At 60.9% G+C, this 26,082-nt stretch carries 29 protein-coding genes; 9 read left to right on the top strand and 20 right to left on the bottom strand.

Features of this window, described 5'->3' with window-relative positions:
• Window positions 1–2: 2 nt before the first annotated feature.
• From CLU84_RS01265 to CLU84_RS01280, 4 genes are all read right to left on the bottom strand, one after another.
• The gene (locus tag CLU84_RS01265) at window positions 3–719 is read right to left on the bottom strand and encodes an MgtC/SapB family protein (protein WP_099735572.1); all 717 of its coding nucleotides are present in this window, start codon (window positions 717–719) and stop codon (window positions 3–5) included.
• 181 nt (window positions 720–900) lie between these two features.
• A complete protein-coding gene (locus CLU84_RS01270) occupies window positions 901–1,239 on the bottom strand; it encodes a hypothetical protein (RefSeq protein WP_099735573.1) in 339 nt (112 codons plus the stop codon).
• Window positions 1,240–1,498: 259 nt separating this feature from the next.
• Entirely contained in the window at window positions 1,499–1,684 is a 186-nt protein-coding gene (locus CLU84_RS01275) for a hypothetical protein (protein WP_099735574.1), read from the bottom strand.
• Between the two features lie 437 nt (window positions 1,685–2,121).
• Entirely contained in the window at window positions 2,122–3,939 is a 1,818-nt protein-coding gene (locus CLU84_RS01280) for a lysoplasmalogenase family protein (protein ID WP_099737796.1), read from the bottom strand.
• A 254-nt stretch (window positions 3,940–4,193) separates the two neighbouring features.
• Here CLU84_RS01280 and CLU84_RS01285 point away from each other — a divergent pair, with 254 nt between their 5' ends.
• Genes CLU84_RS01285 through CLU84_RS01295 form a run of 3 tightly spaced genes read left to right on the top strand, consistent with a single transcriptional unit; the run spans window position 4,194 to window position 7,164 of the window.
• Entirely contained in the window at window positions 4,194–5,180 is a 987-nt protein-coding gene (locus CLU84_RS01285; RefSeq protein WP_199173664.1) for a tripartite tricarboxylate transporter substrate binding protein, read from the top strand.
• A gap of 3 nt (window positions 5,181–5,183) precedes the next feature.
• A complete protein-coding gene (locus tag CLU84_RS01290; RefSeq protein WP_099735575.1) occupies window positions 5,184–6,413 on the top strand; it encodes a M20 aminoacylase family protein in 1,230 nt (409 codons plus the stop codon).
• Between the two features lie 7 nt (window positions 6,414–6,420).
• Window positions 6,421–7,164 carry a phosphoribosyltransferase gene (locus CLU84_RS01295; protein WP_099735576.1) on the top strand — a complete coding sequence of 248 codons (744 nt, stop codon included), beginning with the start codon at window positions 6,421–6,423 and terminating at the stop codon, window positions 7,162–7,164.
• 113 nt (window positions 7,165–7,277) lie between these two features.
• Here CLU84_RS01295 and CLU84_RS01300 read toward each other — a convergent pair whose 3' ends face one another.
• From CLU84_RS01300 to CLU84_RS01315, 4 genes are all read right to left on the bottom strand, one after another.
• Complete coding sequence (locus tag CLU84_RS01300; RefSeq protein ID WP_099735577.1) at window positions 7,278–8,462, bottom strand: DSD1 family PLP-dependent enzyme; 1,185 nt, start codon at window positions 8,460–8,462, stop codon at window positions 7,278–7,280.
• Entirely contained in the window at window positions 8,446–9,087 is a 642-nt protein-coding gene (locus CLU84_RS01305; RefSeq protein WP_099735578.1) for a histidine phosphatase family protein, read from the bottom strand. The genes CLU84_RS01300 and CLU84_RS01305 overlap by 17 nt, the downstream gene beginning before the upstream one ends.
• A gap of 194 nt (window positions 9,088–9,281) precedes the next feature.
• Window positions 9,282–9,839 (bottom strand): DUF3455 domain-containing protein, encoded by a 558-nt coding sequence (locus CLU84_RS01310; RefSeq protein ID WP_099735579.1) that lies wholly within the window; start codon window positions 9,837–9,839, stop codon window positions 9,282–9,284.
• Between the two features lie 73 nt (window positions 9,840–9,912).
• Window positions 9,913–10,506, bottom strand: coding sequence for a ferritin-like domain-containing protein (locus CLU84_RS01315; protein WP_099735580.1), 594 nt, complete (start codon window positions 10,504–10,506; stop codon window positions 9,913–9,915).
• Window positions 10,507–10,744: 238 nt separating this feature from the next.
• On the opposite strand from CLU84_RS01315, the gene CLU84_RS01320 reads away from it, so the two are divergent.
• On the top strand, window positions 10,745–11,320 hold the full coding sequence (locus tag CLU84_RS01320; protein ID WP_099735581.1) for an RNA polymerase sigma factor: 576 nt from the start codon (window positions 10,745–10,747) through the stop codon (window positions 11,318–11,320).
• 18 nt (window positions 11,321–11,338) lie between these two features.
• Window positions 11,339–12,130: an anti-sigma factor domain-containing protein gene (locus CLU84_RS01325; protein ID WP_099735582.1), complete on the top strand. Its 792-nt coding sequence runs from the start codon at window positions 11,339–11,341 to the stop codon at window positions 12,128–12,130.
• A 117-nt stretch (window positions 12,131–12,247) separates the two neighbouring features.
• On the opposite strand, the gene CLU84_RS01330 is transcribed toward CLU84_RS01325, so the two are convergent.
• The 5 genes from CLU84_RS01330 to CLU84_RS01350 all read right to left on the bottom strand — a co-directional run bounded on the left by CLU84_RS01330 (window position 12,248) and on the right by CLU84_RS01350 (window position 15,831).
• A complete protein-coding gene (locus CLU84_RS01330; protein ID WP_099735583.1) occupies window positions 12,248–12,745 on the bottom strand; it encodes a DUF2501 domain-containing protein in 498 nt (165 codons plus the stop codon).
• A 103-nt stretch (window positions 12,746–12,848) separates the two neighbouring features.
• Complete coding sequence (locus tag CLU84_RS01335) at window positions 12,849–13,571, bottom strand: DUF4136 domain-containing protein (RefSeq protein ID WP_099735584.1); 723 nt, start codon at window positions 13,569–13,571, stop codon at window positions 12,849–12,851.
• A gap of 86 nt (window positions 13,572–13,657) precedes the next feature.
• On the bottom strand, window positions 13,658–14,650 hold the full coding sequence (gene ttcA, locus CLU84_RS01340; protein ID WP_099735585.1) for a tRNA 2-thiocytidine(32) synthetase TtcA: 993 nt from the start codon (window positions 14,648–14,650) through the stop codon (window positions 13,658–13,660).
• Window positions 14,644–15,015: a dihydroneopterin aldolase gene (locus tag CLU84_RS01345; protein WP_099735586.1), complete on the bottom strand. Its 372-nt coding sequence runs from the start codon at window positions 15,013–15,015 to the stop codon at window positions 14,644–14,646. The genes ttcA and CLU84_RS01345 overlap by 7 nt, the downstream gene beginning before the upstream one ends.
• Before the next feature lie 30 nt (window positions 15,016–15,045).
• Complete coding sequence (locus CLU84_RS01350; protein ID WP_099735587.1) at window positions 15,046–15,831, bottom strand: SDR family oxidoreductase; 786 nt, start codon at window positions 15,829–15,831, stop codon at window positions 15,046–15,048.
• Window positions 15,832–15,840: 9 nt separating this feature from the next.
• Here CLU84_RS01350 and CLU84_RS01355 point away from each other — a divergent pair, with 9 nt between their 5' ends.
• Complete coding sequence (locus CLU84_RS01355; RefSeq protein ID WP_199173665.1) at window positions 15,841–16,956, top strand: class I SAM-dependent methyltransferase; 1,116 nt, start codon at window positions 15,841–15,843, stop codon at window positions 16,954–16,956.
• A gap of 185 nt (window positions 16,957–17,141) precedes the next feature.
• Here the strand turns inward: CLU84_RS01355 and CLU84_RS01360 are convergent, their stop codons facing one another.
• A complete protein-coding gene (locus CLU84_RS01360; RefSeq protein WP_099735588.1) occupies window positions 17,142–18,134 on the bottom strand; it encodes a tripartite tricarboxylate transporter substrate binding protein in 993 nt (330 codons plus the stop codon).
• 314 nt (window positions 18,135–18,448) lie between these two features.
• On the opposite strand from CLU84_RS01360, the gene CLU84_RS01365 reads away from it, so the two are divergent.
• Window positions 18,449–18,649, top strand: coding sequence for a DUF2905 domain-containing protein (locus tag CLU84_RS01365; RefSeq protein WP_099735589.1), 201 nt, complete (start codon window positions 18,449–18,451; stop codon window positions 18,647–18,649).
• 124 nt (window positions 18,650–18,773) lie between these two features.
• On the top strand, window positions 18,774–19,208 hold the full coding sequence (trxC, locus tag CLU84_RS01370) for a thioredoxin TrxC (RefSeq protein WP_099735590.1): 435 nt from the start codon (window positions 18,774–18,776) through the stop codon (window positions 19,206–19,208).
• A gap of 5 nt (window positions 19,209–19,213) precedes the next feature.
• On the opposite strand, the gene CLU84_RS01375 is transcribed toward trxC, so the two are convergent.
• The 6 genes from CLU84_RS01375 to CLU84_RS01400 form a co-directional block, all read right to left on the bottom strand.
• The gene (locus CLU84_RS01375) at window positions 19,214–19,669 is read right to left on the bottom strand and encodes a DUF4124 domain-containing protein (protein ID WP_233209899.1); all 456 of its coding nucleotides are present in this window, start codon (window positions 19,667–19,669) and stop codon (window positions 19,214–19,216) included.
• A 10-nt stretch (window positions 19,670–19,679) separates the two neighbouring features.
• Complete coding sequence (locus tag CLU84_RS01380; RefSeq protein WP_099735591.1) at window positions 19,680–20,054, bottom strand: DUF779 domain-containing protein; 375 nt, start codon at window positions 20,052–20,054, stop codon at window positions 19,680–19,682.
• A gap of 73 nt (window positions 20,055–20,127) precedes the next feature.
• Entirely contained in the window at window positions 20,128–21,162 is a 1,035-nt protein-coding gene (adhP, locus tag CLU84_RS01385) for an alcohol dehydrogenase AdhP (RefSeq protein WP_099735592.1), read from the bottom strand.
• 243 nt (window positions 21,163–21,405) lie between these two features.
• Window positions 21,406–22,926: an aldehyde dehydrogenase family protein gene (locus CLU84_RS01390; RefSeq protein WP_099735593.1), complete on the bottom strand. Its 1,521-nt coding sequence runs from the start codon at window positions 22,924–22,926 to the stop codon at window positions 21,406–21,408.
• A gap of 156 nt (window positions 22,927–23,082) precedes the next feature.
• Window positions 23,083–24,387, bottom strand: a complete 1,305-nt coding sequence (locus CLU84_RS01395) for a multifunctional CCA addition/repair protein (RefSeq protein ID WP_099735594.1) — start codon at window positions 24,385–24,387, stop codon at window positions 23,083–23,085.
• A gap of 50 nt (window positions 24,388–24,437) precedes the next feature.
• Window positions 24,438–25,121, bottom strand: coding sequence for a glutathione S-transferase family protein (locus CLU84_RS01400; protein ID WP_099735596.1), 684 nt, complete (start codon window positions 25,119–25,121; stop codon window positions 24,438–24,440).
• Window positions 25,122–25,237: 116 nt separating this feature from the next.
• Between CLU84_RS01400 and queC the strand changes: the two genes are divergently transcribed.
• A complete protein-coding gene (queC, locus tag CLU84_RS01405) occupies window positions 25,238–25,999 on the top strand; it encodes a 7-cyano-7-deazaguanine synthase QueC (RefSeq protein WP_199173666.1) in 762 nt (253 codons plus the stop codon).
• The last annotated feature ends 83 nt before the right edge of the window (window positions 26,000–26,082 follow it).

Here is a 26,082-nt window from a genome sequence, read left to right on the forward strand (position 1 = left end):
GATCAGTTCTGCGGTCCGGCATTCCAGAAAGCCTGAATGACACCGGGCATGGCTTCGATCTGTGCCAGCACCTGATCCAGTTCTTCGGCATGCACAGCAGTGGCAAACAGCTCGGCCTCGATTTCGCTGTTGTGGGGTGGAATGTCGTGTTTCTCGATCGTACGCACCGGGTAGTTGGCCGCCTCCAGTAGCTCCTGCATCTGCTCGCGGACATCGGCCTGTACGGCTTGCTGGCAGATGGCATAGACGTAGTAGGTCGCCTCGCTGGCATGCTCGGCCACCGGGTGGCGGTTGATGTAGTTGACTATGGGGCGCAGCAAGGTATTGCTGGCCAGCACGAACAGGGTGGCGATTCCGGCTTCTGGCAGCATCCCCGCCCCAGCGCAGGCACCGACTGCAGCCGATCCCCAGAGCGTGGCGGCTGTGTTCAGACCCGTGATATTGGCCCCTTCCTTCATGATGGCACCAGCGCCCAGAAAGCCAACGCCCGAGACCACATAGGAGATCACCCGGGTGGAGCCGTCAGCCCCCGAGATGCGCATGGCCAGGTCCACGAATACGGCGGCACCTACGGCCACTAACGTGTTGGTGCGCAAACCGGCCGTGCGCTGGCGTATCTGCCGCTCCAGCCCGATGATGCTGCCGCAGACAAAGGCCACGAGTAGGCACAGCACGGTGTTGAGCGTTGCCAGGAGATTGAAATTTTGCAGAGCTTGCATGCGTTGGGTTTCTGTTGGCGCGCCTGTGGTCGCTGCGGTTGGGGTGGAGATTGGCAGGTGCTGCGTACAGCATAGGCCAGCCAGATGACATTCGGTGAGGTCGGAGCTGCGGGTCGGGCTTCAGCTCATCAGGTGCAGATCGTCAATCTCATTTGAGAAGGCTTGCACCTGAAGCAGTGCTTCACGCCTGCCGCAAAGACCGGCGCAGACTGCGAAACCAGCTGCGGCGTTTGGCGGAAGGAGTGCTCAGGCTCTGCCATTGCCTTTGCGCATACAGGGGGAGCTGGTTCAGCACGACTTCGCGTTGCCTGGGCTCCAGCAGAGACAGTGCATCCGCACGCTGGCGGGCCGGGAGCGCGGTAAGCACCGAGGCGAATTCAGCGTGATGCGGGTTTGAGCCCAGATGGCGAAGCACATCGGCATGGCGCAGCTCCAGGGCGCGAACGACGGCTTTTTGCAGGCCTTGTGAGGCCGTGGTGGTGTGAAAGGGGCGCAGGCTGAGCTGCAGAAGGCGTTGCATGGGCTAACTCCTTGATGGCCTGTGGGCCGGAGCTAGCGCCAGACTTCAGAAAGTCATGCGCGACCCGGCCTCGATGGCAAATGGCAAAACAAAGGCATGTCACGGCCTAGGCCGGCGGACACGCACGCAGCAATGATTGACACCTGCATGCAGGCGGCAGGTGTGCAGCAAGATCGACTTGGGTCGGGATCCATGCGTATTCCTTTATGAGGGTTTGAAAACGGCCTGCTGCGCTTGAGTCAGCGTCTTCGCAGTAGTGCTACATCAGCCAAAAGCGGCGAATGCGATGTGTGGGCCAGTCGGTCCGGGCATCGAGCTCCGCAGTTTGCTGCAGAGCCTTGGGGGTCGTCAGCTGGGTATGTGCTGTCGTTGCATCACGGCGAACGGGCAGCAAACTGCTCTTGCGGCTAAACCGGCAGATGAAGCGGGTGAGTTGTTGGCGCATGGCGTACTCCTTTCTCGTCGAGCAGGAACGGAACGCACAAGTTCTGCGGCATGGTCGCCAGCCGACCGGAAATGGCCGCAGCGACGCACATCGAATTTTCAGTGATGCACCAGTGCTGCTTCGGGTTTGCGAAAGCGCAAACAAGCTGCCACACAAGGGTGGCCCGAAGAAACAGGTTTTGGCGAAGGCGCGATGCAAGGAGCGGGTAGGTCGATGACGACTCCCGATCCGGGGAGTCTGTCAGGCGACCAGCTGCGCAGCCGTTGCGGCGTGCGATAAATCACTGGTTGAACTGGCACTGTCCACGTAGGGACTCCTGAAATTGCAATCCTCCCATTATCCGCAGAGTGTGGACTAGGGTCAACCCTTGTCTTGATCGGCGACTGTATCGGGCGGTGCAGGGGCTAGCCCGCCAGCGGGCTTGTATGGTGGCGAGCTTACGTGGGCTCTGCTGCTGGCAATTGTTCAGATCGTGCAGAAAAATCGGTCGCCGTGTGCGCCTGGGCTTGCCAGCGCAGGCTGCCTTGCACAATCAGCGCCTGCGCGACGTAATAGCTGGCAAGCACCCAGATGGCCGCCCACGGCAGGGGTTGCACAAATCGGTTGATGGCCAGAATGCTGTCACTGACCATGAAAGCGCTGGCACCCAGCGCAATCAGCAATGCTGAGCGGTCTTGCTGCACCTGATAACGGCCCCAGGCCTGAGCCGCCATCAGCGCAATGACGCTGACATATACCGCCACGGGAATGCGCATGGCCGCTGGCAGTCCATGCGTGAAGAGGTAGGCGTACATGCCTGCGCCAATGGCTGCAATCAGCCACAGCGCGTGGCGGCTGGCAAACCATGGTGCATCGGTTTTAAACAGGGCGATGTAGCAGGCATGGGCCAGTAAAAAGCTGATCAGGCCGGGAATGAACAGGCCCAGCCTGAACTGTCCGTCCAGCATCAAAAAGACATCGCCAGCAAGTGAGAAAACAATAGCTACCAGTAGCAGGTAGACGTGTTTTTTGGATGTTCTTTGTATTGAAATCCATGCAGGGCTGGCGCAAGCCGCTATGCATAAAAGAGCAAAAACCATGGTCGCTGGCTTGAACAGCCAGTGCCATTCACGCAGCCCTAGGGCTGCGGTGGTCGTGGCCAGTGCACCGCTTTGCAGCATCAGCGCCATCCATGGGCTGATGCGTCCCTGCATGGCAGCGCCCAGAGCCCATTGTCCGGTCAGCAGCACGCCAAACCAGATCAGATTGGTGGCTAGCGGCGACTGGTCGGCTTGCCAGAGAAAGACCGCTGTGCCCGTCACCAGTGCCAAGAACTGCAGGCCGGCAAACCAGCGCAGTGGCCGGCTCATGGGCGGCGCGTAAATGGCGCGGTGGGCATCCAGGTCAAAGGCTGGCTTGGGAAAGCGCTGCACTACATCGGCAGGCCGCCAGCCGGGTGGCTTGAGCCAGACGCGGGCCTTGTCCAGCCAGTTGCGGGCATGCCAGCTGTCATGCGCCAGTTGGCGGTAGACGGTGGCATTGGCCCACAGCGGGTCCCAGCTTTGCAGCAGCCCGCGCGTGCCGTAGACGCAGGGCTCTTTGTCATCTTCCTCTTTGAAGGTGCCAAAGAGGCGGTCCCAGATGATGAGAATGCCGCCGTAGTTTTTGTCCAGATACTGGTCGTTGACGGCATGGTGTACCCGGTGATTGCTGGGCGAACAAAACCAGCGGTCAAACCAGCCCAGCTTCTTGACCTGCTCGGTATGCACCCAGAACTGGTAGAGCAGATCAATCAAGCCCACCACGGCAAACACCAGGGGCGGCACGCCCGCCAGCGCCATGGGCAGATAGAAAAGCCAGCCCAGCAACGCGCCCGAGCTGGTCTGGCGCAGCGCGGTAGAGAGATTGTAGGCCTGACTCTGGTGGTGCACGGCGTGTGCTGCCCAGAGTAGGCCCACCTCGTGGCCCATGCGGTGCAGCCAGTAGTAGCAAAAATCGTAGAACAGCAGGGCCAGCACCCAGCCCGGCAGGCTGAGCCAGAAGGCGTCAGCCTCGATCAGCGCTACATGGCTGGCGATAAAGGTGTAGATGCCCAGCGTCAAGAGCTTGGTAAAGACCGCGCTGGTCTGGCTCAGCACGCCCAGGTTCAGCGAGCTGAGGGCATCGGCCAGCGCGTAGGCGTTGCGCCCGCGTTTGAGGCTGATGACCCATTCCACGGCAATCAGTGCGAAAAAGACCGGGGTGGCCAGAACAATGACTTGGCTGGGGGTGAGCATGGCGGCAATTCTGGGGCGCTGGCCTGTGATTGCGGGCTGGCGTGAACCCTGAAAAGCAGGGTATGCCAAGGTGTCTAGGGTGAACCAGTATTGCTAAGAAAATCCTGTTGTGGCAGCAATTTTTGAGCTCTGGGATAATCGACAGCCTAGTCCATCTGCCGAAGGGGGCGCTCAGTCGTCGCCTCCGGTTTTGCGGTCATGCTGCGCCACAGATTGCTCTGGGACTGCATCGCCGTCCAACTGCTTGCCTGCCCATGTCCACACTCCGTCGCTCTCTTGTTGCGGCCGCTGCCTTGATGGCGGCTGGTCTGTCTGTTCCTGCCTTGGCTTCTGGTGACTGGCCCACGGTCAAGCCCATCACCTTGATCGTGCCCTTTAGCGCCGGTGGCAATGTGGACACCACGGCCCGCCTGATCGGCCAGAAGCTGGGCGAGCGCCTCAAGCAGCCTGTCGTCATCGACAACGTGCCCGGTGCGGGTGGAGTGCTGGGCGTGAGCAAGGCCGTCAAAGCGCCCGCTGACGGTTACACCCTGCTCATGGGCTTTGATGGCCCCATCAGCATCGCCCAGCTGGTCAACTCTGCCGTCAAGTACGACGCTGAAAAAGATCTGACCCCCGTGGGTCTGGTCACGATTGCGCCTGTGGTGGCCGTGGCCCGCCCCGGCCTGCCAGCGCATAACCTGAACGAGCTGATAGCACTGGTCCGCTCCAAGCCCGGATCGCTCACCTATGCCACATCGGGCGTGGGAACCATGCTGCACCTGGCCATGGAAGTGCTGCAAGAGCGTGCCAAGATCAAGCTGGTGCACGTGCCCTATCGTGGCGGTGCCCAGATCACCAGCGATGTGATGGGCGGCCAGGTCGATATCGGCATGCTGACGACGACCAGCGCCACGCCCATGATTCAGCAGAAAAAGCTCGAAGGTCTGGGCGTGACATCGGCCAAGCGCATCGACGCCATTGCCGGAGTTCCGACCTTTGGCGAAACGCCTGAGCTCAAGGGCTTTGACCTCAATACCTGGACCGGTCTGTTTGTGCCTGCCAAGACCCCGCAAGCCGTGGTCACCCGCCTGGCTACCGAGCTGGACGCCGTGCTCAAGATGCCCGATGTGCGCAAGCGCCTTGAAGACGGTGGCGCGACACCCGGCACGGGCACGCCCGCCAGCTTTACCCAGTTCCTGAAAAAGGAAAAAGTGGGTTATGCACAGATCGTGAAATCCGCCAACATTCAGGCGGAATAAGCCATGGTTGCGCCGCTGAATAAGATACACGCTGAAATTCACCCGCCCGTGCTGCCCGAAGTGGCCGCTATTGAATCCGACATGCTGGCCCTGCGCCATGACCTGCACGCCCACCCCGAGCTGGCCTACGAAGAGCACCGCACGGGTGACATCGTGGCGGCCAAATTAGCCGAATGGGGCTACGAGGTGCACCGCGGTCTGGGCGATACCGGCGTGGTCGGTACTTTGCGCTGTGGCGATCATGAGAAAGGGGAGGCCGGTGGCAAACGCCTGGGTCTGCGCGCCGATATGGATGCGCTGCCTATCCGTGAGACCACGGGCCTGTCTTACGCCAGCCGGCATGAGGGCAAGATGCACGCCTGCGGCCATGACGGCCACACGGCAACCCTGCTGGCTGCGGCCAAGGTGATCGCTGAGCGCAAAGACCAGCTGAATGGCACCATCAACCTGATTTTTCAGCCCGCCGAAGAAGGCCATGGCGGCGCGCAGAAGATGGTTGATCAAGGTCTGTTTGACCTCTTCCCCTGCGATGCGCTCTACGCCTTTCACAACGAGCCCGGCTACCCGGCAGGCCAGTTCGGCTTTCGTTCGGGCGTGATGTATTCCAGCTCGGACACGGCCATCATCACCATCCACGGCAAGGGCGGCCATGGTGCCATGCCCCATGTGGCGGTGGACCCCATCGTGGTGGCCTCGCATCTGGTGCTGGCGCTGCAGACCATACGCTCGCGCGAGATCGACCCCAACGACATGGCCGTGGTCAGCATTGGTGCCATCCATGCGGGCGATGCGCCCAATGTGATTCCCGAAACCTGCGAGTTGCGCATCACCATTCGCGCCCGCGACCCCGGTGTGCGCCAACTGCTGCGCGAGCGCATTACGGCCATGGCCCATGCGCAAGCGGCGGTGTACCGCGCTATCGCCGAGGTTGAGTACAAATGGCGTTATCCGCCCGTCATGAATGACGTGGCTGCTACGGATTTTGCAGTGGGCGTGGCGCGCGATTTTCTGGGTGACGAATGGCTGATCCCGAACCTGCAGCCCCTGCAGGCCAGCGATGACTTCGCCATCATGCTCAATGCCGTGCCCGGTAACTACTTCATCGTCGGCAACGGCATGGGTGAGGGCGGCTGCATGGTGCACAACGCGGCCTATGACTTCAACGACAACCTGCTGCCGGTGACGGCCAGCTACTGGGTCAAGCTTGCAGAGGCCTATTTGCGCCGCGACTGATTTTGATATGAACCCTATTGATTTGACCGGCCAGAACCTGCCTGGCTTTGATGCCACGACTGACTACTGGCAAACCACGGTGACCGAGGCCGAGCTGGCCCAGTCGCCCCTGCCGCCCTATGCCAGCAGCTATCCGGCCAAGTTGCCTGACGGCCGCTATCTGCTGCTGCCGCTGCGTGGCATGCCGACCACCGATGGATCGGCCCCTGACCGTTGCGTGGCTTCGCTGATTGCCAATCAGGCATCGATGGATGTGACGGAGCAACTGGCGCTGCACATGGCCAACGCCGCCAAGGTGCATGACTTTGATGTGGTGATTGGCCTGCCCACTCTGGGCCTGGCGTTTGCGCCGCTGGTCGCCAGGCATCTGGGCCACAGCCGCTATGTGCCGCTGGGCTACTCGCGAAAATACTGGTATCGCGACGAGCTGAGCGAACCTGTCAGCTCCATCACCACCCCGGGCAAGGGCAAGCTGCTTTATGTGGACCCCAACCAGCTGAGCTTGATTGCGGGTAAGCGCGTGCTGGTGGTGGACGATGCGGTGAGTTCAGGTACCACCATGGTGTCGGGCCTGAATCTGCTGGCGCGTTGCGGTGCAGAGGTGGCCGCCATTGCCGTGGCCATGCGCCAGGGCACGCAGTGGCAGGAGAAGCTGGTGCGCGCTGATGGTTCGCCCATTCCTGTGGTCGGCGCTTACGATTGCCCGCGCATGGAGCGCCGTGCCGACGGCTGGTGGCCGGAGAGCGTCTGATCTACTGCATCAATTGATAGCTGCTCGCGCTTGATTAATATGGGTTTCAATGCATTAACTGCTTGAAATCTATATGTAAAAAGCGCTAGCAGCTTTTCTTTTGATAGCGGTCTTCAGGTCAGCGCACCACGCCCATCGACGGTAAAGATGCGCTCAACCACGCCTTTGAGTCGTCCGCCGCGCACGCCGATCAGGTAGTCATGAAGGTTGACCGTAGGGTCGCAATGCCCGGGAATCAGCCACAGCGTCTCGCCCAAGGCGGGCAGCCAGCCGCTGGTGTTACCGGCTTCGGCATCGGGGTGCAGCACGCCGTGTTCGTCGCCGCCATTGGCAAAACGCAGCGCGTTTTCAGCGGGCAGGGCATGCAGGCGCGGCAGACCTGAATCAATGGCGTGGGCCTTGTGGCCCGCGTCGCAGACGGCGTGATCGGCGCTCAGCGACATGACCTGGGTTTTGATATAGAGCGCATGCTCGAACATGGGCTGGGCCGCATCGCGCTGGTTGGCGGCGTAGTCGGCGTCCATGAACAGAAACGAGCCGGGCTGAATCTCGCCATACACGCCGCTGGCCGCTTCATTGACCATGGTGCCGGTGCCTGCACCGGTAATCAGCGGAATGGCGATGCGGGCGCGGTCAAATTCATGGCGGGTGCGGTTGACATGCTTGAGCACCTGCTCAATGGCCGCCTTGCGTTCGGCTGCGGTGCGCAGATGCTGGGCACCGCCGTGATAGGCCTGCAGACCCCCAAAGCGTAGGCTGGGATGGGCTTGAATGGCCTGCGCCAGGGCCACGGCAGCTTCGCCGGGCTCGACCCCGCAGCGGTTCTGGCCCACATTGATTTCCACCAGTACATCCATGGCCTTATCGCCCGCCTGAGCCAGTTGCAGGGCTTGCGCCAGGCGGCTAACGCCCGCTTCGCAGTCCACGGCAATGGCCAGGCGTCCGCCCTCGGTATTCAAGGCCTTGGCCAGTTTGGCCACGCGTTCGAGCTTGGTGGGGGCGACGACTTCGTTGCTGATGAAGATGTTGCGAATGCCGCCTTCGGCCAAAGCCTCGGCTTCGCTGATTTTCTGCACGCAGTGGCCGCTGGCCCCGGCATGCTCCAGCAGGTGCGCAATGAGCGCGCTTTTGTGCAGCTTGGCGTGAGGGCGCCACAGCACGCCGTGCTGCTGGGCAAAGCGGGCCATGCGCTCGATATTGCGGTCCATGGCATCCAGGTCAATGACCAGCGCCGGAGTGTCTATGCGTTTGATGGCCTGGCCGACCAGGGCCTGCAAATGTTCAGGAATGTGCTTCATCTTGACTGCCTTGCTGAAGGTGTGCGGTATCGGCCCAGCCTACCAAAGAAAGGCCCTCGGGCGTCCACAGCAGGCGGTTGATGGCGGCGTTGGCCAGCTCCCAGGTGCGCGGTGCCTGAAAGTCCTGGCGCGTAGCCAGCCGGTACAAAACATCCAGCACGCCGCCGTGGGCGACCAGCACAATCTGCTCGCCCTCATGCTGGCGGGCGATTTCATCGACGGTGCTGGCAATGCGGTCGCGCAGTGCAATCAGCGAGTCGCCGCCGCCCGGGGGCGCATAGGCGGGGTTGCGCGTGCGCCAGAGCTGGGCGTCTTCGGGCTGGCTGGCCTCCACATCCTTGAAGGTGCGGCCCTGAAAGTCGCCAAAGCAGCGCTCGCGCAGACCTTGATGGGTGTACAGGGGTGCGCCGGATACCTTGGCTACGGCCTGCGCCGTGACATGGGCACGCTGCAGGTCGCTGCTGTAGATGGCGGCAATGCTCTCGCCCTCCAGCGCGCGACCGGCTTGCTCGGCCTGCCAGAGGCCGGTGTCGTTGAGGGGAATGTCCAGATGCCCCTGAATGCGTCCGTCGACGTTCCAGGTTGTCTCTCCGTGGCGGATGGCAATGATGCGCGTGGCGTGCATGGCGAAAGCTCGTACTGCGTGAGTGGTTTTTAGACTGTCATTGTCTTGCAAACAAGATGTGCCAGAGAGAGCGTGGGAGATCGATGCCAAGCCTTGCATTGAGGGGCTCAGCGCAAGCATGAAAAAAGGCCTGCCTTGAAGCAGGCAAGCCTTTGGGATTGGGGCAGGTCCCTGGTGATGTGCCGGGGCCGCGCTCAGGACGCTTTCCAGAAAATGTAGTCAGCCTGGTACTGAACAACTTGCTTGCTGCCCATATTGGCGGCCCCGCACGCCATGGCTGGCGCAACGCCGCCCTTGGTGGCTACGCGCTGGATATAGCTCACACCTTGCATGGCACCCATGCCGTTGGCCGGGTTGGCCTTGACCAGTTGCAGAGGGATGTTGCCTGCACCGGCCGGTGCAACTGCTACCTGAGTTGCGGTGACCTTGGAGCCATCATTGTTCTCCCAGGTGGCGGGTGGACCCCAGTATTTGCCAATGACCGCACCGCTGCGTGTCTGCAGCTTGGCATCGGGGCCGATGAAGACCCATTCATGTTCGGCGGCCATGTCCTTCTTGGCCTTGCACTCGTAGGTGATCTGGCCAACGCCCACCGTTTCCATGGCGACTTTGTGACCTGCGGGCACCTGCACGGCGGCCGGGAGCTCCGCTTGCGAATACATCATGGGGTGCATGCCCATGGATGAACAGGCGCTCAGGCCCAGCACGGACAGGCAAACAGCGGCCAGTGGGGCGATACGTAGATGCTTCATGAGTATTTCCTCGAACAAGGTGGTGAAGGAATGCACCGAGCCCATCTGCTCGGTACGAGGGAACTACGGTGTGTCAGGCACCAAAAGACAGGGCATTGGTTGGCAGAGAACGGCCCAGAGCCGAGGTCAGCGCGGTGTAGTGCATGGTTTCGTCAGCGGCAAGGCGCCCGGCAACCTTGGCAAGGTCGCGGCTCTCAAAGGCCGGGATGACACCCAGATAGGCATTGGTCGCGCCCAGCTCCAGCCGGGCTGCGAGTGCCAGCACATCGTTCTGGTTTTTAAGGCTGCCAGCCTTCAGTGATTCGGCATAGGCCTGCATAGAGGCTTCAGCGACAGGTTTGCCGCCCATTTTCTGGATGGTCGCAATCAAGGCATCACGGTGGCCCTTGTGATGGCTCTGGAACAGCAGGGCCACATCGAGCAGCGGCTTTTGCAGCAGTCCGCTACCGGCACCGAGCTGGTAGGCGTTGATGGCTTCATGCTCAAGCCCCAGCGCAATATTCAGGATGGAAACGTCTTTGGCAGGGTCATTGCCCATACCCTGAGCCAGTGACTCCTTGCCGGCCAGCATGGCGACCGCCACAGCTGACAAGGTGCCCGTAGTGCCCAGAAACCCGCGACGCGAGGCCATGGTGGAGGAACGGCCTTCAAACAGATTGATGCTCATGATGACTCCTGATTAGCTGTGGGGCTGTGTCGACAAATTGCGCTGTCGGACATTTGGAATACGCAGCCCCAGAGTCACTGGATTCAAGTTTTTCAAATTATTTTTCAAGTAATTTCCCGCATAGGGTGAATCCATCAACCTCTCTGCTGCGTATACAGAAGCAAGGGGGCACGCAATATACCTTGGCAGCAATGCAACAGCACCGCCGCAAGCAGGTGCGCCTGATCACAATGGGAGCATGAGCGCCAATACACCGGATAACGACCTGATGGACTTACTAGACCGCGTAGCAGCCCGGGATGAGGCTGCTCTCAAACAGTTGTACGACCAGAGCGCCTCGCGGCTCTATGGTCTGGCGCTGCGCATCGTCAGCAACAAAGAGTGGGCCGAGGATGTGCTGCAAGAGAGCTTTCTGGGAATCTGGCGCAATGCAGGTACTTACCGCGACTCCCTCAGCCCGCCGATGGCATGGATGGGCATGGTGGTGAGAAGCCGGGCGCTGGATTTTTTGCGCCGCCGCCGCGCAGAGCGCCTACACCTCAATGTGCCGATTGAGGACATGGAGGAGCTGCTGCCAGACAACGATGGGAAAAGCCCCCTGCAATGGGCGCAGGCCAGCGAGCAGGCCGCTGCATTGCACCAATGCCTGCAGCGCCTTGAGCAGGCTCAGCGGCAGGTGGTGAGTCTGGCCTACCTCAAGGACCTGAGCCAGAGTGAGCTGGCCAGCTCCCTGAAGCTGCCGCTGGGCACCGTCAAGACATGGATGCGCCGCAGTCTGGAGCAGTTGCGCAAGTGCATGGCCCGTCATGTTTGAGTGGCAGGAGCAGTCATCATGAACCTGACCCAAAAACCAGAGCTGCTCGATCGCCTGGCTGCTGCCTACGCGCTGGGCACTTTGCGAGGCGGCGCGAGGCGGCGCTTTGAGCAGCTGGCGCGCGAATATGCGCAGGTGCGCGCCGTTGCCCTGCTGTGGCAAGGCCGCTGGTCGGCTTTTTCAGAAGTGCAGGAGCCGGTGCAACCCGATGCAGCGGTATGGACGCGTATTGACAACCTGCTGCAGGCTGAAAAAACCAATGCAAAGCTGGCCCAGCAGCGAGAGCTTGCGACAACGAAACCGTCCAACCGGGCGCTGGCATGGTGGCGTGGGCTGGCCCTGGCAGGTAGCCTGTCGACGGTGGCGGCTGTCTCAGTGGGGCTTTGGCTCACAGACACGGCGCAGCAGCAAATGTCTTCGCTGCAAACCCAGCTACAGACCACGCAAGCTGCGTTGCAGGCCGCGCCTCAGATTCAATACGTGGCGGTACTGGCCGATGGCAAGGCCGATGCCTCCATGCTGGTAACGTTCGATCCTCGAAACAATCAGCTGGTGCTGCAGCGTGTCGGTGGCTTCAAGGAACCCTCCAACCAGTCCCTGCAGCTCTGGGCCTTGCCTCCGCAAGGCACACCGCGCTCTTTGGGGGTGATGGGGCATGGCAAGCTGGATCAGTTTGAAGCACATGAGAGTGATGTCAAAGCCGTGCCTGCCCTGGCCATCAGTCTGGAGCCCAAGGGCGGCGTGCCCAGTGAAACAGGGCCTACAGGTCCGGTGCTGTTCAAGGGTGCCTTGATTCGGCGTGATTTATGAATCAGTGCGGCTCTTGAGCGGCTTTCTCACCCCAGCAAAAAGGCTTGCGGAAATGCAAGCCTTTTATGGTTGTAGCGCTTATTCGTAAGGCGCTAGAAGCTATTGATGTGATAGCGATCAGATCAGCGATTTAGCATTGTTCAGAACAAAGTCGCATGCCTTTTCCTTCACGCTGCTCTTGACCTTGTCCAGATTGAAGCTCTTGCCGTCCGAGCCGGTGACCATGCCCATCAGGCCGTTCTGGTAACCGGTGTCCTTGGGCTCTTCTTTCTGACCTAGTCCCAGCTTGCCCAGCAGCTGATCCTTGACCTGCGCAGCCTTGTCGGCATTCAGGTAGTTGTTCTTCATGCAGTAGGTGATGACGCCTGCCGCGTTGCTGGCCGTGCCAGAGCCGGTCAAACCACCCAGTCCCAGAGCCGACAGCGCAGAGCCACCTGCACCCGCGCTGCTGCCGCCGCCGAGCATGCTGCCCAGGCCCGAAGAAGACGATGAGCTGCTTTCAGTCGCGCCACTCAGCTGGCCGCGAAGGGCGTCACCAAGGCCGCTTGCATGGGCGCTGAACGCACCAGTTGCCAGCGCAGCGCAGACCAGAGTCGAGAGGGCAAATTTCTTCATGACTGTCATCCTTTTCAAGGCGGGGCCGGTAAGGCCCCGGTTCAAACCGAGCTGCACGTTAGCACGTGTGACAGGGGGCAAAGTGTTGAAGATTGCAAACTGTTCAACGTACAGGGCTGGCCGCAGCGGGCGCTTGCGGTGCGGCTGGCATGGGGGCTGCTGCAGGGGTATTCGCCGGTGCCTGTGGAGCGCCCGCAGAGGGCTGTGGCTGAATCACGGTGCGCACATTGCGCGGTCCTTCTGGCGGCTTGGGGAAGCCCGTCAGTGCGGCATCGAACAGAATGCCGAAGATGGCGGGGTCATCCGTCCACACATCCTGGCGCTGGGCCGATGTTTCATAGACGATCTGCTGGGTCTTGATGTCGCGCATGACGATGCTCACGGCGCGGTAGTACTCCAGCGGCGGGCCATCCATCATCATCATGCTGCCGCCAAAGCCCATACCCCAGCCGCGACCGTAGCTCATGCCCCAGCCCCAGCGTGGGCCCCAGTAAGGGTCGTAATAGGGCCAGCTGGCGTAGTCGCGCGCATAACGTGCCACGGCGCTGATCTGAACCACAAGGCTGGGGCGCGAGTCATCGCGGATCATGCCCACGCGGGCCAGCGCATGCTGGGCCTGGGCCTCGACGGCGGGAAAGTGCACTTGGCCCTGCTGCGAGGGCAGGGTTTCCAGACGGTAGGTGGGCGGCACGGGAATGCCGGGCAGCGAGGAAAAACTCTGTACCGTGCTGTTGACTTCACGCACGGTGCTGCAGCCTGTCAGCAGAGCGGTTGCCGTCAGGGCGGCGATGCCAAGCCAGCGGTATGAAGTGTTGCGCAGGTTCATGGTGATATCTCTCTCTGATACGACAAAGGCCCATCGAATGGGCCTTTGTTTGGACTTGTGCGTCCCGTTTTAGTTCAAAAGTCCAATCAGGACAGTTGTACCACCTGCAAGCCGCCGGGCAGGGCAGCCATAGTTGGCAGCTCTTCATGGTCAAACGCCATGTCGCCGTTCGGGTCGGCAATGCCGGTGGCCTTTGCACCCTTGAAGTCGTGCAGCAGGGGGTCCATCATGTGTGTGGTCACGATGTTGCCCATGGCGCGGAACATGCTCTCGATACGACCGGGGAACTTCTTTTCCCATTCGCGCAGCATCTCGCCGATGACCACGCGCTGCAGGCCGTCCTGGCTGCCGCAGAGGTTGCAAGGGATGATGGGAAAGTTCTGGTACTGCGCCCAGCGTGCGGTGTCCTTCTCGGGCACATAGGCCAGAGGACGGATCACCACATGCTTGCCGTTGTCGGACACCAGCTTTGGCGGCATGCCCTTCATGCGGCCACCGTAGAACATGTTGAGCATCATGGTCTGCACGATGTCATCGCGGTGGTGGCCCAGTGCAACCTTGGTGCAACCCAGCTCGTCAGCCACCTTGTACAAAATGGCACGGCGCAGGCGCGAGCACAGGCCGCAGGTGGTCTTGCCTTCGGGGACGACGCGCTTGACGACGCTGTACGTGTCCTGTGTTTCGATGTGGTAGTCCACGCCCAGGCTCTTGAAGTACTCGGGCAGGATGTGGTCGGGGAAGCCGGGCTGCTTCTGGTCCAGGTTCACTGCGACCAGATCGAACTTCACGGGCGCACGCTTTTGCAGCTTGCGCAGGATGTCGAGCATGGTGTAGCTGTCCTTGCCGCCGGACATGCAGACCATGATCTTGTCGCCTTCTTCAATCATGTTGAAGTCGACGATGGCCTTGCCTACTTCGCGGCACAGGCGCTTTTCCAGTTTGATCTGTTCGCGCTCGATCTTGATCTTGCCGGGCTTGCCAGCTTCTTCGCCAGCATTTTGCGTGGCGGCTGCGTCAGCGGCTTCGGCCTCTTCGGCAATCCAGGGGTTGTCGTTTACTGCATTCATGGGGTTCACCATTGTCCGGTTTCGATGCGAATGGCTACTTCGCAGTCGTCAAAAATTTCCAGCTTCGCAATTTTTACACGTACGCCGCGTACGCCGGGCAACTGCAGCAGGCGCTGGGCCAGCTTGCCGATCAGGCTTTCGAGCAGGTTCACATGCTCGGAGGTGCACTCGTCGATGATGATCTGGCGCACCTTGCGGTAGTCCAGCACGTGAAGAATATCGTCGTCACGCGGCGTCAGGGGCTGGGGGCCGAGGTTGAGTTCGGCATCGACCTGAATCGGCTGAGGCTCTTTTTTCTCATGCGCAAGAATGCCGAGGCTGGCGTCAAAGCGCAGCCCGGAGAGCGTGAGAATCTGTTGTCCGGAAGAGGAAGTCATGGAAAGAGGGAGGAGTGCGGCCGGAAGGCCTCACATCATCGAAAAATCGCGCTCAAAGCGCTGTAAATGCTGGCCGCCATCGACCAGCATGGTCGTGCCCGTCATCGAACGGTTTTCCAGCGCAAAGCACACGGCAGCCGCAATGTCCTCGGGCGAGGAAGAGCGGCCCAGCGGGCTCATGGAGTGCAGGGCTTCGAACTTTTCCTGGCTCAGCATATGGCTGGTCAGGGTCAGACCGGGTGCCACGCCTACCACCCGCACCTGGGGCGCAAGCGCCAGTGCCAGAATGGTGTTGGCTGCTTCCAGAGCCGCCTTGGAGAGCGTGTAGCTCAAGAAGTCGGGGTTCTGGTTCCAGAGCTTCTGGTCCAGCACATTGACCACGGCGCCATGGGCCGCCTCGTCCCCGGCAGCGATACGCTGCTGGATATGGGCATGCAAGGCCTGAGACAGCAGAATCGGTGCGGCCGTGTTGCTGCGCAGATGTGCTTCGAGCGCCACATAGCTGAAGCTCTGGGCATCGTCATGCTCGAACAGCGAGGCGTTATTGACCACCGCATCAAGGCGGCCAAAGCGCTCCACCACACGAGGCACCAGCGAGCGCACAGATTCCTCGTCAAAGAAATCTGCATCAAAAGCCGCGCTTTTGCCCGACAGTTCTGCGCAAGCTGCTACGGTTTGCATAGCGTTTTCGTGTGAATCGCGGTAATGCACAGCCACTTGCCAGCCCGCGCGGGCCAAAGCCAGGGCCATGTCGCGACCAAGGCGACGGGCAGAACCGGTCACCAATACTGTGCGTGTTCGGGCGGTTGAGGACATTCGTGGAAAATGCGTGTTGTGACGACAGAATCCACCAGTTTAACGAGCGCCTTGCAATCTCGCATTGCCAAGGAAATTGCCGCCGTGGGCGGCTGGCTGCCTTTTGACCGATTCATGGAGCTTGCGCTCTATGCGCCGGGACTGGGCTATTACGCCAATGAGACGGCGAAATTCGGGGCCATGCCAGAGTCGGGAAGCGACTTTGTGACCGCCCCTGAAATTTCCCCTATTTTTGGCCAGTTAGTGGCGTCCCAATTGCGGGAGGCGCTACAAAAAACGAATACCAACGAGATCTGGGAGTTCGGTGCCGGCACCGGCGCGCTGGCTTTGCAGATTCTCGATGAAATGGCTTTGCTGGGCACGTTGCCCGAGCGCTACACCATCGTTGATCTCTCCGGCACGCTGCGCGCACGCCAGAAGCAGGCATTGACCAAATATGAGCATCTGGTGCGCTGGGTTGATGCGCTGCCCGATGCCATGGAAGGCGTGATCATTGGCAACGAAGTGCTGGACGCCATGCCCGTTCAGCTGCTGCAACGCACCAAAGGCCAGTGGCATGAGCGCGGCGTGGTCATGAATGGTGATGAATTTGCCTGGGAAGACCGCCCCACCGAGCTGCGCGCTCCGGTGGATATTGGAGGCCCGCAGGACTATTTGACCGAAATTCATCCGCAGGGCGAGGCCTTTATCCGTACGCTGGGTGAGCACCTTACGCGCGGCGCAGCCTTCTTCATTGACTATGGTTTTGGTGAGAGTGAGTACTACCACGAGCAGCGCCACATGGGCACCGTAGTCTGTCACTACCAGCATCAGGTCGACAGCGACCCGCTGGTGCTGGTCGGGCTCAAGGACATTACGGCCCACGTCAACTTCACCGGCACAGCCGTGGCCGCGCAAGATGCGGGCTTTGATGTGCTGGGCTACACCAATCAGGCCTATTTCCTCATCAACTGCGGGCTGGCGCCCAAGCTGGACGCCGCCAACCTCAAGGCGCGCTCCATGGCGTCCAAGCTGGTGATGGAGCATGAGATGGGGGAGCTGTTCAAGGTCATCGCTCTGTGCAAGGGCGTAGAGCCCTGGCGGCCGCTGGGCTTTGTGCAGGGTGACCGCACGCATCGGCTGTAAGGCTTGGTCGCCAGGCCAAGCTGTTGCTGCTGGCATGGCCGAGGCAGCTTGGTAATCTCTTGCGATTGCCTGAGCTTATTGGTTTTGATAGCTTATGGTGCTTGATTTCATTGGGTTTCAATTTGAAAACCCTCTGAAATCAAGCGGTAGCCTGCGCAAGCAGCTCCTTAAAGTCGGAGCGGCGGTTATTGGCGTTGCAGTCCTGCGGCGCGGATGATGCCTTCCCAGTGCTTGAATTCGTTCTGGGTAAAGCTCTGGAAGGCTGCGGAGTCCAGGCTGCGGGGTTCACCTCCCAGTGCGGCGACCTTGGTCTTGAATTCGTTGCTGGCAGCCGCCTTGAGCGCCGCAGCCTCAAGGCGCTTGACGATGGCCGGCGGCGTTCCCTTGGGGGCCAGCACGCCGTTCCAGGTCGCCGTCACAAAGGAGGGAAAGCCGCTTTCCTTCATGGTGGGCACGTTCGGCAGCAGCGGCAGGCGCTCGGAGGAGGTGACGGCCAGCGCCTTGAGCTTGCCGCCTTGCACAAAAGGCAGGGCCGGCGTGATGTTCTCGAAGATGAAGTCGATCTGGCCGCCAAGCAGGTCGGTCAGTGCGGGTGCGCTGCCCTTGTAAGGGGCATGGACCAGATCCAGACGCGCGGCGCTCTTGAGCAATTCGCCGGACAGATGCACGGTCGATCCCGTTCCGGGCGAGCCGTAGCTCATGCCGGAGCGCTGCTCGCGGGCGCGGGCCACCAGTTCGGCAACCGACTTGACGGGGGTCTTGGCTTCATTGACCACCAGCACATTGGGAATCGACGTCACCAGGGCGATGTATTCAAAATCGCTCAGATTTTTCTGGCTCAGATTCTTGTAGAGGCTGAGGTTGATGGCCTGCGTACCGGCCGTACCGAACAGCAATGTGTAGCCGTCATTGCTGGCCGCCGAAACGCGGGCCGTACCAATCGCACCATTGGCGCCGGCAATGTTTTCCACTACCACGGGCTGGCCCAGCGCTTCCGCCATACCTTGCGACAGCAGGCGCGCCACGACATCGGTGTTGCCGCCGGGAGCGAAGGGCACGACGAGCTTGATGGGGCGGGCGGGAAAGGCATCGGCAGCGGCGATGGCCGGCATGGCAACAGCGGCACACAGCAGCGCGGCCGAGCGCAGGAATTTCTGGCGCGAGAAATTTTGGGGCATGTCATGTCTCCTTGTTATGAATTGAGCGCTTGCCTTGCAGGCCTTGCGTACAAGCGCCGTTTGTCGCTGGATGCGGCGACCGAAGACAATCGACAGTGGCCAGGCAAAAAGCTGTGCGCATGATGAGCAGGCGGTGTCTTTGACGTCAAACAATGTTTTGGAAGATGGGCATTCCATTGCGGAATGCCTGGTCAGCCCGGTATCGGTCGCCGATGTCGGTTCGTCACTGGCTCCAAGAGTCGTTATCGAGCGGCGGCCGGTCTTTTCTCCCGCAAAGACGATGGCACCCACGACGGCCGTACACTTGGCGCACCATGATTCGCTGGCTGATTATTATTTTCCTGGCCCTGCTGCTGATCAACGGCCTGCACGGCTGGCTGGAGCGCATCGGCCTGGGCCGGTTGCCGGGCGATTTCCGCTTTCGGCTGTTCGGGCGCGAGCTGTTTCTGCCCCTGGCCAGCACCGTGCTGCTCAGCCTTGTCGCGGCCCTGATTGCGCGCTTTGTGAAGCTCTGAGTCGCGATTGCTTGTTCTTGCTCGCGCTGGCCGGGCTTGAATCTTGCTGCCGTGGCAGCAACTATCTGGCAGCGACCAGGCCGCCTAGCCCTGTCATCCGACACGCTTCTTGAAAGTCCTGCCCATGTCCGAGTCCCTGCACTATGTCTGCCCCCATTGCCACACCACCAACCGCATTGCCAGAGAGCAGCTGGGCAACCAGCCCGATTGCGGCAGCTGTCACCAGCCGCTGATCACGGGCCAGCCCGTGGCTCTGGATGACGCCAGCTTTGCCAAGCATATTGGTCGCAGCCAGCTACCGGTGGTGGTGGACTTCTGGGCTCCCTGGTGCGGCCCCTGCCGCATGATGGCTCCGGCCTTTGCCCAGGCCGCGCAGCAGCTGGCAGGTCAGGCCCAGTTCACCAAGCTCGATACCGAGGCTTATCCGCAGCCTGCGGCGCCGTTCGGCATTCGCAGCATTCCCACCATGGTGATCTTCAAGGAAGGCAAGGAACTGGCCAGTGTCTCGGGTGCCATGCCGGCGGGGGAGATCGTGCGCTGGGTTCAGTCGGTCATCTGATTGGACTAGCAGCGCAGGTCGCGGAAGGCCTTGCGGGCTTTGTAAAGCTGGCCTTCCGCTTTGTCTTTTTCCTCTGTATTGGCTCCGGCTGCATTCTGGTGCAGTTGCGGCAGGGCGCTATCCAGCAGAGTGCAGTTGTGCTTTTCCAGAGGGGACAGCTTCTGGCGACGGGTGGCGACCTCCATCTCTTCGGGGGTCTTGCCTGTCAGTGGTTGGATGGCTTCGGCAAGCCGCCGGTTGTGCTCGGCTTTGCGGACATCCGCTCCCTTTTTTGACTGACCCGTCATCTTGTCCACGCCCTGTGTGGGCGTGGTGTCGATGGCCTTGGCTCCCACACATGGCTCATGTGAGTAGCCTGTCTTGCCGTTGATCTCGCAACGATAGACCTGCTGACCAAGGGCCACCAGCGGCACGATCTGTAGACAGGTCAATAGCAGGCTGCCGGCGTGTTTTTGAGGCATGGGACAGGTCTTACTGGGGTGCCTGCTGGCGCAATGCCGCCAGCTCTTCGTCGCTGAACACGCGCGAGCGGGTCAAAAAGGCCTTGCCTTCCGGTCCCTCCAGCGACAGCGTGCCGCCGCCATGGCCGTCGATCACGTCGATGATGAGCTGGGTGTGCTGCCAGTACTCAAACTGCGAGACGCTCATGTAAAACGGCAGGCCACCAATCTCGCCCAGCTTCACGTCGCCGGGGCCGATGGTCAGCTCACCCTCGATATAGCAATTGGCTGCGCTGTTGTCGCAGCAGCCGCCGGACTGGTGAAAAAACAGATTCGGCCCGTATTTGGCGCGGAGCACATCGATCAATGCAATTGTGGCCGGGGTGGCAATGACGCGATAGACCATGATGCTCTCCCTATGTGGCTGCGCTACCCGAGCTCACGCTCGGATGGCGCAGCAATGCATATTCGGCGTTGCTTTAAGCGGCGATGTCCAGCACCACGCGGCCTTCAATCTTGCCCTGGTGCATGCGGGCAAAGATATCGTTGATGTTTTCCAGCTTGTCGGTCGAGACCGTCGCCTTGACCTTGCCTTGGGCGGCAAAGTCCAGTGACTCCTGCAGATCCAGCCGGGTTCCGACGATGGAGCCGCGCACCGTGATGCCCTGAAGCACCATGGAGAAGATAGGGAGTGGGAAATCTCCTGGCGGCAAGCCATTGAGGGAAACCGTTCCGCCTCGGCGCACCATGCCCAGCGCCTGCTCAAAGGCCTTGGGTGACACGGCCGTGACCAGCACGCCATGTGCACCGTCAATCTCTTTTTGCAGATAGGCCGCAGGGTCTGTCGTCATGGCATTGACGGTGACGGTGGCACCCAATTGGCGCGCCAGGGCGAGCTTGGAGTCGTCAATGTCTACTGCCGCCACATTGAAGCCCATGGCTTTGGCGTATTGCACGGCCATGTGGCCTAGGCCGCCGACACCTGAGATCACCACCCAGTCGCCGGGCTTGGCATCGGTGACCTTTAGACCTTTGTACACCGTGACCCCGGCGCAGAGTACGGGAGCGATGTCGACAAACCCTACATTCGGCGGCAGGTGGCCCACATAGTTGGGGTCGGCCAGCGCGTAATCGGCAAAGCCGCCATTGACCGAGTAGCCGGTATTGGTTTGGGATTCACACAAGGTCTCCCAGCCGCCGATGCAGTGGCGGCAAAACCCGCAGGCGCTGTGCAGCCAGGGCACGCCCACGCGGTCGCCTTCCTTGACATGCTTGACGTTTTTGCCCACAGCGGCGACATAGCCGACGCCCTCGTGGCCAGGAATGAAGGGGGGATGGGGTTTGACAGGCCAGTCGCCTTCCGCAGCATGCAGGTCGGTGTGGCACACGCCGGAGGCAGCGATCTTGACCAAAATTTGATCGTCCGCCGGGCGTGGTACGGGCATTTCTTCAATGGTGAGGGGCTTCCCGAAGGAGCGCACCACGGCAGCTTTCATGGTCTGGGGTAAAGACATCAGAGTACCTTCTTGAAGTAGGGAGCACGGCCACAGCCGGTGGGCTGTGCGTGTACCTTGTCAAAGAACCATGCGGGTGGCATGGATGTTGTACGCAGGCCGGATGGCCCTGTGCAGAAGACCGTCGCGCATCCTGGGAAAGAGCAACGATCTCCATGCACTATGAAGCCTCAGGTGTCTCAAGGCATTTGAGGCAGCTCAAATAGGCCTCTTTTTCGCCACGATGTCATGTGGCGGTCATCTTCAAAAGAAGCCGAGTTTGGATTCGGAGTAGGACACCAGCAGGTTCTTGGTCTGCTGGTAGTGGTTCAGCATCATCTTGTGGTTCTCCCGCCCTATGCCCGATTCCTTGTAGCCGCCAAACGCCGCATGCGCGGGGTAGGCGTGGTAGCAGTTGGTCCACACGCGTCCAGCCTTGATGGCGCGGCCCATGCGGTAGGCGACGTTGCCGTTGCGGCTCCACACACCGGCGCCCAGACCGTACAGCGTGTCATTGGCCAGCTCCAGCGCTTCTTCCTCGGTTTTGAAGGTGGTCACGGCCAGCACGGGGCCGAAGATTTCTTCCTGGAAGATGCGCATCTTGTTGTGGCCTTTGAAGATGGTGGGCTGCACGTAATAGCCACCATCCAGTGCACCGCCTAGCTGTGCCTGCGCGCCGCCACACAGTACTTCAGCACCTTCTTGCTTGCCCAATTCCAGGTAGGACAGGATCTTGGTCAGCTGCTCCTTGCTGGCCTGCGCGCCCATCATGCTGGTGGGGTCCAGCGGGTCGGCATGTTTGATGGCTGCGACACGCTGGAGCACGCGCTCCATGAACTTTTCGTAGATGGATTCGTGGATTAGCGCGCGCGATGGGCAGGTACAGACCTCGCCCTGGTTGAAGGCAAACAGCACCAAGCCTTCGATGGCTTTGTCGAGGAAGCTGTCGTCTTTGTCCATCACATCGGCAAAGAAGATATTGGGCGACTTGCCGCCCAGCTCCAGTGTGGCAGGAATCAGGCTGTTGGCAGCGGCTTGCGCAATCACGCGGCCGGTGCTGGTGGAGCCGGTGAAGGCAATCTTGGCAATGCGTTTGCTTTGCGCCAGCGGCATGCCGGCTTCTCGGCCAAAGCCGTTGACGATGTTGAGCACGCCGGGCGGCAGCAAATCACCAATCAGTTTTGCCAGCACCAGAATGGAGATGGGCGTTTGCTCCGCAGGCTTGAGCACCACGCAGTTGCCGGCCGCCAGCGCGGGTGCCAGCTTCCACGCCGCCATCAGGATGGGGAAGTTCCACGGAATGATCTGCCCCACCACGCCCAGCGGCTCGTGAAAGTGATAGGCCACGGTGTCGCCATCAATCTGGCTGATACCGCCTTCCTGCGTGCGAATGGCGCCTGCAAAGTAGCGGAAGTGGTCGGCCGTCAGCGGAATGTCGGCGGCCAGCGTTTCGCGGATGGCTTTGCCGTTGTCTATGGTTTCCACATAGGCCAGCAACTCGCGGTTGGCGTCAATGCGGTCGGCAATCTGCAGCAGGATGTTGCTGCGTTCGGTGGGGCTGGTCTTGCCCCAGGCATCGGCGGCGGCGTGGGCTGCATCGATGGCTTTTTCAATATCGGCCGCAGTGCCCCGCGCGGCCTTGGTGTAGACCTTGCCGATGATGGGCGTGACTACGTCGAAATACTCGCCCCCGCTGGGCGGAACCCATTGGCCGCCAATAAAGTTTTCATAGCGGTCTTGGTATGTATGCAGCGCACCGGACTGGCCGGGAAGGGCGTAAGCCATGGGTAACCTCCAGAGCAAGAAAGCAGGGGGAATAAAAGGTGTGCAGGCCTTACTTCACGGTGGTCGTGAAGCCTGCAGTCCTACATATTCCGGCCTGACTTGGTGCTCGATGGAGGCGGTTTTCCCTCTGCGGGATTTCCCTTGGCGTGCAAAGGCTCAGACGGCAGGTGTCGCCGAGTCGGGCAAATGGGTTGCAGTCACTTGTGGTTGTTGCAATTGCAGTGCAACTGCCTGTTCGCGTGCCTGGCTTACCGCATCGCCAATGGCTTTTCCTTTGAGTCCGCGCAGGGCGGCGGCCTGTGCGACGGGGGCGGTCTCTACGGCCAGCGCGGCGTTCAGCGCACTGCCCAGGCGCTGGCGCTGCGGGTAGGGGGCTTCTTCAAAACCCAGGCGGCCACGGGCGTCGCATTCGCAGGCCAACAGGGTTTCTTCAAAGCGTTCGGGCTTGCGTATGGCGTCGCAGCGCTCCAGCAATCGCAGCATGGCTGCGGCATTCAGCTCATTGCTGCGGTGAATGTTGCCATGCTCGCGGGCCACGACTTCGGCCAGTTCCTTGCAGTCATTGGGCACGCGCCAGCGGTCGCAGACCTGCAGCAGCAGGCGGGCGCTGCGCTGCTCGTGGCCGATGTGGCGCGGCAGCACATCGGCGGGTGTCGTGCCTTTGCCAAAGTCATGGCAAAGGCACGCAAAGCGCACGGTGAGCGGGGCCTGCAGGCGGGCGGACATGTCCAGCACCATCATGGCGTGCACGCCGGTGTCCACCTCGGGGTGGTATTCGGCGCGTTGGGGCACGCCCCAGAGTTTGTTGAGTTCAGGCAGCAGCCGCTCCAGCGCACCGCAGTCGCGCAAGATGTTGAACATGCGCGAGGGTTGGGTCTCCATCAGGCCGCGGCTGATTTCTTGCCAGACGCGTTCGGGCACCAGGGCATCCACCTCACCTGCAGCCACCATCTCGCGCATCAGGGTCATGGTTTCGGGCGCTACGGAAAAATCAGTAAAGCGCGCCGCAAAGCGGGCCAGACGCAGAATGCGCACCGGGTCTTCGCGAAAGGCATCGGTCACATGGCGCAGCACTTGGTCTTTCAGGTCTTGCTGACCGTTATAGGGGTCTACCAAGTCTTTTAGCTCGTTGGCGCTTTTCCAGTCTGCGGGAGCAGCTATGGAGTTGATAGTAAGGTCGCGCCGCGCCAGGTCTTCCTCCAGCGTGACATCGGCCGCTGTATGGACCACAAAGCCGCGATAGCCCATGCCGTTCTTGCGCTCGGTGCGGGCCAGCGCATATTCCTCATGGGTCTTGGGGTGCAGAAACACGGGAAAATCGCGTCCAACGGGCACAAAGCCGCGCGCAGTCATCTGCTCTGGCGTGGCACCCACCACCACCCAGTCGGTGTCGTTGACGGGCAGGCCCAGCAACTGGTCTCGCACTGCACCGCCTACCTTGTAAACCTTGAATTCGCTCATGCTGCAATGGTAGTGCTTACTCGGTGCGGTGCTGACTGGTTTTTTTATGCTCAGCGCTGCGTGCGATAAGGCTCTTCAAGCGGTAAAAAATCATTTTCGGCCAGCGCGCCCTGCACCCATTCCTGCGTGGACGGGAGCAGGCAGATGCGTTGCACATAGGCGGTGACGAGCTGGGAGGTGGGCAGGCCGTAGCTCTTGATGCGCATGCAGGCCGGGGCAAAAAACGCATCGGCAATGCTGAACTGATCAAACAACATGGGGCCGTGGGCGGCTTGCAGCTGGGGCAGCCAGAGTGCTTCAAGCTTGCGCACATCGGCGCGTAGTTCTGGGTGTCGTTCCCAGAGCTGAGCGCCGACTTTGTCCAGACCGGCTTCGATATTCATGGGACAGATGTTGCGCAGCGCGCCGAAGCCGCTGTGCATCTCCGCGACCAGACTGCGCGCGCGGGCGCGGTGGGTGGCGTGCTGGGGCCAGAGGTGCTTTTCAGGAAAGCGCTCGGCCAAGTATTCAGAGATGGCAAGACTGTCCCAGATGGTCAGGTCGTCATCAACCAGCACCGGCACCTTGCCGACTGGCGAGAGCGATAGCATCTGTTTCTTGAATTGAGAGTCTGCTGAAAAGCTGTCAAAGCGTACTTTGACCTCCTCAAAGTGGATGCCGCTTTGGCGCATCAACACCCATGGGCGCATGGACCACGCCGAGTAATTCTTGTTGCCTATATAGAGCTTGAGCATGACGGTTCCCCAGTTTCAATGCTTTTCAGCATATTACGCTGGCTGGCGGCGGTCTGCAGTTCCGAGCGCCGCACTTATGCACAGGGCTGTGCGGCAAATGATGTAATTGCACACCTATGGCAAATACTTCCACTACTTCTGCAAACGTCACCGCCAATGTGGCCGGTGCCGGTCATCACAAGGGCGCGCTGGTGCTGTTCTCTGGCGGTCAGGACTCGACCACCTGTCTGGCGCAGGCGCTGGCCATGTTCGACCGTGTGGAGACGCTGGGCTTTGATTATGGCCAGCGTCACAGCGTGGAGATGGCCGTGCGCGCCGGTGTGCGCGAGCAGCTGGCGCAGCGCTTTCCGGCATGGGCACCGCGTCTGGGTGAAGACCATGTGCTGTCGCTGGATGTGCTCAAGCAGATTGGCGGCTCATCGCTGACGGACGATGTGGCTTTTGCTATGCAGGCTGATGGCTTGCCCAACACTTTTGTGCCGGGCCGCAATCTGCTGTTTTTGACGCTGGCTGGTGCGCTGGCCTATCGACGTGGGCTGACGGTGATCGTCACCGGCGTCTGCGAGACCGATTACTCCGGCTACCCCGACTGCCGCGACGACACCATGAAGGCGCAGCAATTGGCGCTGAACCTGGGGCTGGAACGCCGCCTGCGTATTGACACCCCGCTGATGTGGCTGGACAAGGCACAGACCTGGCAGATGGCGCACGACCTGGGCGGCGATGCGCTGGTGGAGCTGATCCGGGTGGAGACTCACACCTGCTACCAGGGCACGCGTGATGCGTTGCACGAATGGGGCTATGGCTGCGGCAGCTGCCCGGCCTGCGAACTGCGTGCATCGGGCTGGAAGAATTGGCGCGCCAGTCAGTCGGCTTGAACGGTTGATTACTTGAATTTGATAGCTGCAAGCGCGCAATAAAAAAGGACTTCAAGGTGATTTACCTTTGAAGTCCTTTGAAT

It is taken from the genome of Comamonas sp. 26 (assembly GCF_002754475.1).
In the GTDB taxonomy this organism is placed as follows: Bacteria; Pseudomonadota; Gammaproteobacteria; order Burkholderiales; family Burkholderiaceae_C; genus Comamonas.

What these genes read in the sequence shown, in the direction of transcription:
- CLU84_RS01320 (WP_099735581.1), top strand. Translation starts at nt 10,745, where the DNA reads ATGAGCGCCAATACACCGGATAACGACCTGATGGACTTACTAGACCGC.
- adhP (WP_099735592.1), bottom strand. Translation starts at nt 21,162, where the DNA reads ATGTCTTTACCCCAGACCATGAAAGCTGCCGTGGTGCGCTCCTTCGGG.
- CLU84_RS01330 (WP_099735583.1), bottom strand. Translation starts at nt 12,745, where the DNA reads ATGAAGAAATTTGCCCTCTCGACTCTGGTCTGCGCTGCGCTGGCAACT.
- CLU84_RS01300 (WP_099735577.1), bottom strand. Translation starts at nt 8,462, where the DNA reads ATGAAGCACATTCCTGAACATTTGCAGGCCCTGGTCGGCCAGGCCATC.
- CLU84_RS01265 (WP_099735572.1), bottom strand. Translation starts at nt 719, where the DNA reads ATGCAAGCTCTGCAAAATTTCAATCTCCTGGCAACGCTCAACACCGTG.
- CLU84_RS01375 (WP_233209899.1), bottom strand. Translation starts at nt 19,669, where the DNA reads ATGCCTCAAAAACACGCCGGCAGCCTGCTATTGACCTGTCTACAGATC.
- trxC (WP_099735590.1), top strand. Translation starts at nt 18,774, where the DNA reads ATGTCCGAGTCCCTGCACTATGTCTGCCCCCATTGCCACACCACCAAC.
- queC (WP_199173666.1), top strand. Translation starts at nt 25,238, where the DNA reads ATGGCAAATACTTCCACTACTTCTGCAAACGTCACCGCCAATGTGGCC.
- CLU84_RS01275 (WP_099735574.1), bottom strand. Translation starts at nt 1,684, where the DNA reads ATGCGCCAACAACTCACCCGCTTCATCTGCCGGTTTAGCCGCAAGAGC.
- CLU84_RS01295 (WP_099735576.1), top strand. Translation starts at nt 6,421, where the DNA reads ATGAACCCTATTGATTTGACCGGCCAGAACCTGCCTGGCTTTGATGCC.
- ttcA (WP_099735585.1), bottom strand. Translation starts at nt 14,650, where the DNA reads ATGGTGAACCCCATGAATGCAGTAAACGACAACCCCTGGATTGCCGAA.
- CLU84_RS01350 (WP_099735587.1), bottom strand. Translation starts at nt 15,831, where the DNA reads ATGTCCTCAACCGCCCGAACACGCACAGTATTGGTGACCGGTTCTGCC.
- CLU84_RS01390 (WP_099735593.1), bottom strand. Translation starts at nt 22,926, where the DNA reads ATGGCTTACGCCCTTCCCGGCCAGTCCGGTGCGCTGCATACATACCAA.
- CLU84_RS01360 (WP_099735588.1), bottom strand. Translation starts at nt 18,134, where the DNA reads ATGCCCCAAAATTTCTCGCGCCAGAAATTCCTGCGCTCGGCCGCGCTG.
- CLU84_RS01270 (WP_099735573.1), bottom strand. Translation starts at nt 1,239, where the DNA reads ATGCAACGCCTTCTGCAGCTCAGCCTGCGCCCCTTTCACACCACCACG.
- CLU84_RS01305 (WP_099735578.1), bottom strand. Translation starts at nt 9,087, where the DNA reads ATGCACGCCACGCGCATCATTGCCATCCGCCACGGAGAGACAACCTGG.
- CLU84_RS01280 (WP_099737796.1), bottom strand. Translation starts at nt 3,939, where the DNA reads ATGCTCACCCCCAGCCAAGTCATTGTTCTGGCCACCCCGGTCTTTTTC.
- CLU84_RS01315 (WP_099735580.1), bottom strand. Translation starts at nt 10,506, where the DNA reads ATGAGCATCAATCTGTTTGAAGGCCGTTCCTCCACCATGGCCTCGCGT.
- CLU84_RS01365 (WP_099735589.1), top strand. Translation starts at nt 18,449, where the DNA reads ATGATTCGCTGGCTGATTATTATTTTCCTGGCCCTGCTGCTGATCAAC.
- CLU84_RS01400 (WP_099735596.1), bottom strand. Translation starts at nt 25,121, where the DNA reads ATGCTCAAGCTCTATATAGGCAACAAGAATTACTCGGCGTGGTCCATG.
- CLU84_RS01355 (WP_199173665.1), top strand. Translation starts at nt 15,841, where the DNA reads ATGCGTGTTGTGACGACAGAATCCACCAGTTTAACGAGCGCCTTGCAA.
- CLU84_RS01310 (WP_099735579.1), bottom strand. Translation starts at nt 9,839, where the DNA reads ATGAAGCATCTACGTATCGCCCCACTGGCCGCTGTTTGCCTGTCCGTG.
- CLU84_RS01335 (WP_099735584.1), bottom strand. Translation starts at nt 13,571, where the DNA reads ATGAACCTGCGCAACACTTCATACCGCTGGCTTGGCATCGCCGCCCTG.
- CLU84_RS01290 (WP_099735575.1), top strand. Translation starts at nt 5,184, where the DNA reads ATGGTTGCGCCGCTGAATAAGATACACGCTGAAATTCACCCGCCCGTG.
- CLU84_RS01285 (WP_199173664.1), top strand. Translation starts at nt 4,194, where the DNA reads ATGTCCACACTCCGTCGCTCTCTTGTTGCGGCCGCTGCCTTGATGGCG.
- CLU84_RS01380 (WP_099735591.1), bottom strand. Translation starts at nt 20,054, where the DNA reads ATGGTCTATCGCGTCATTGCCACCCCGGCCACAATTGCATTGATCGAT.
- CLU84_RS01395 (WP_099735594.1), bottom strand. Translation starts at nt 24,387, where the DNA reads ATGAGCGAATTCAAGGTTTACAAGGTAGGCGGTGCAGTGCGAGACCAG.
- CLU84_RS01345 (WP_099735586.1), bottom strand. Translation starts at nt 15,015, where the DNA reads ATGACTTCCTCTTCCGGACAACAGATTCTCACGCTCTCCGGGCTGCGC.
- CLU84_RS01325 (WP_099735582.1), top strand. Translation starts at nt 11,339, where the DNA reads ATGAACCTGACCCAAAAACCAGAGCTGCTCGATCGCCTGGCTGCTGCC.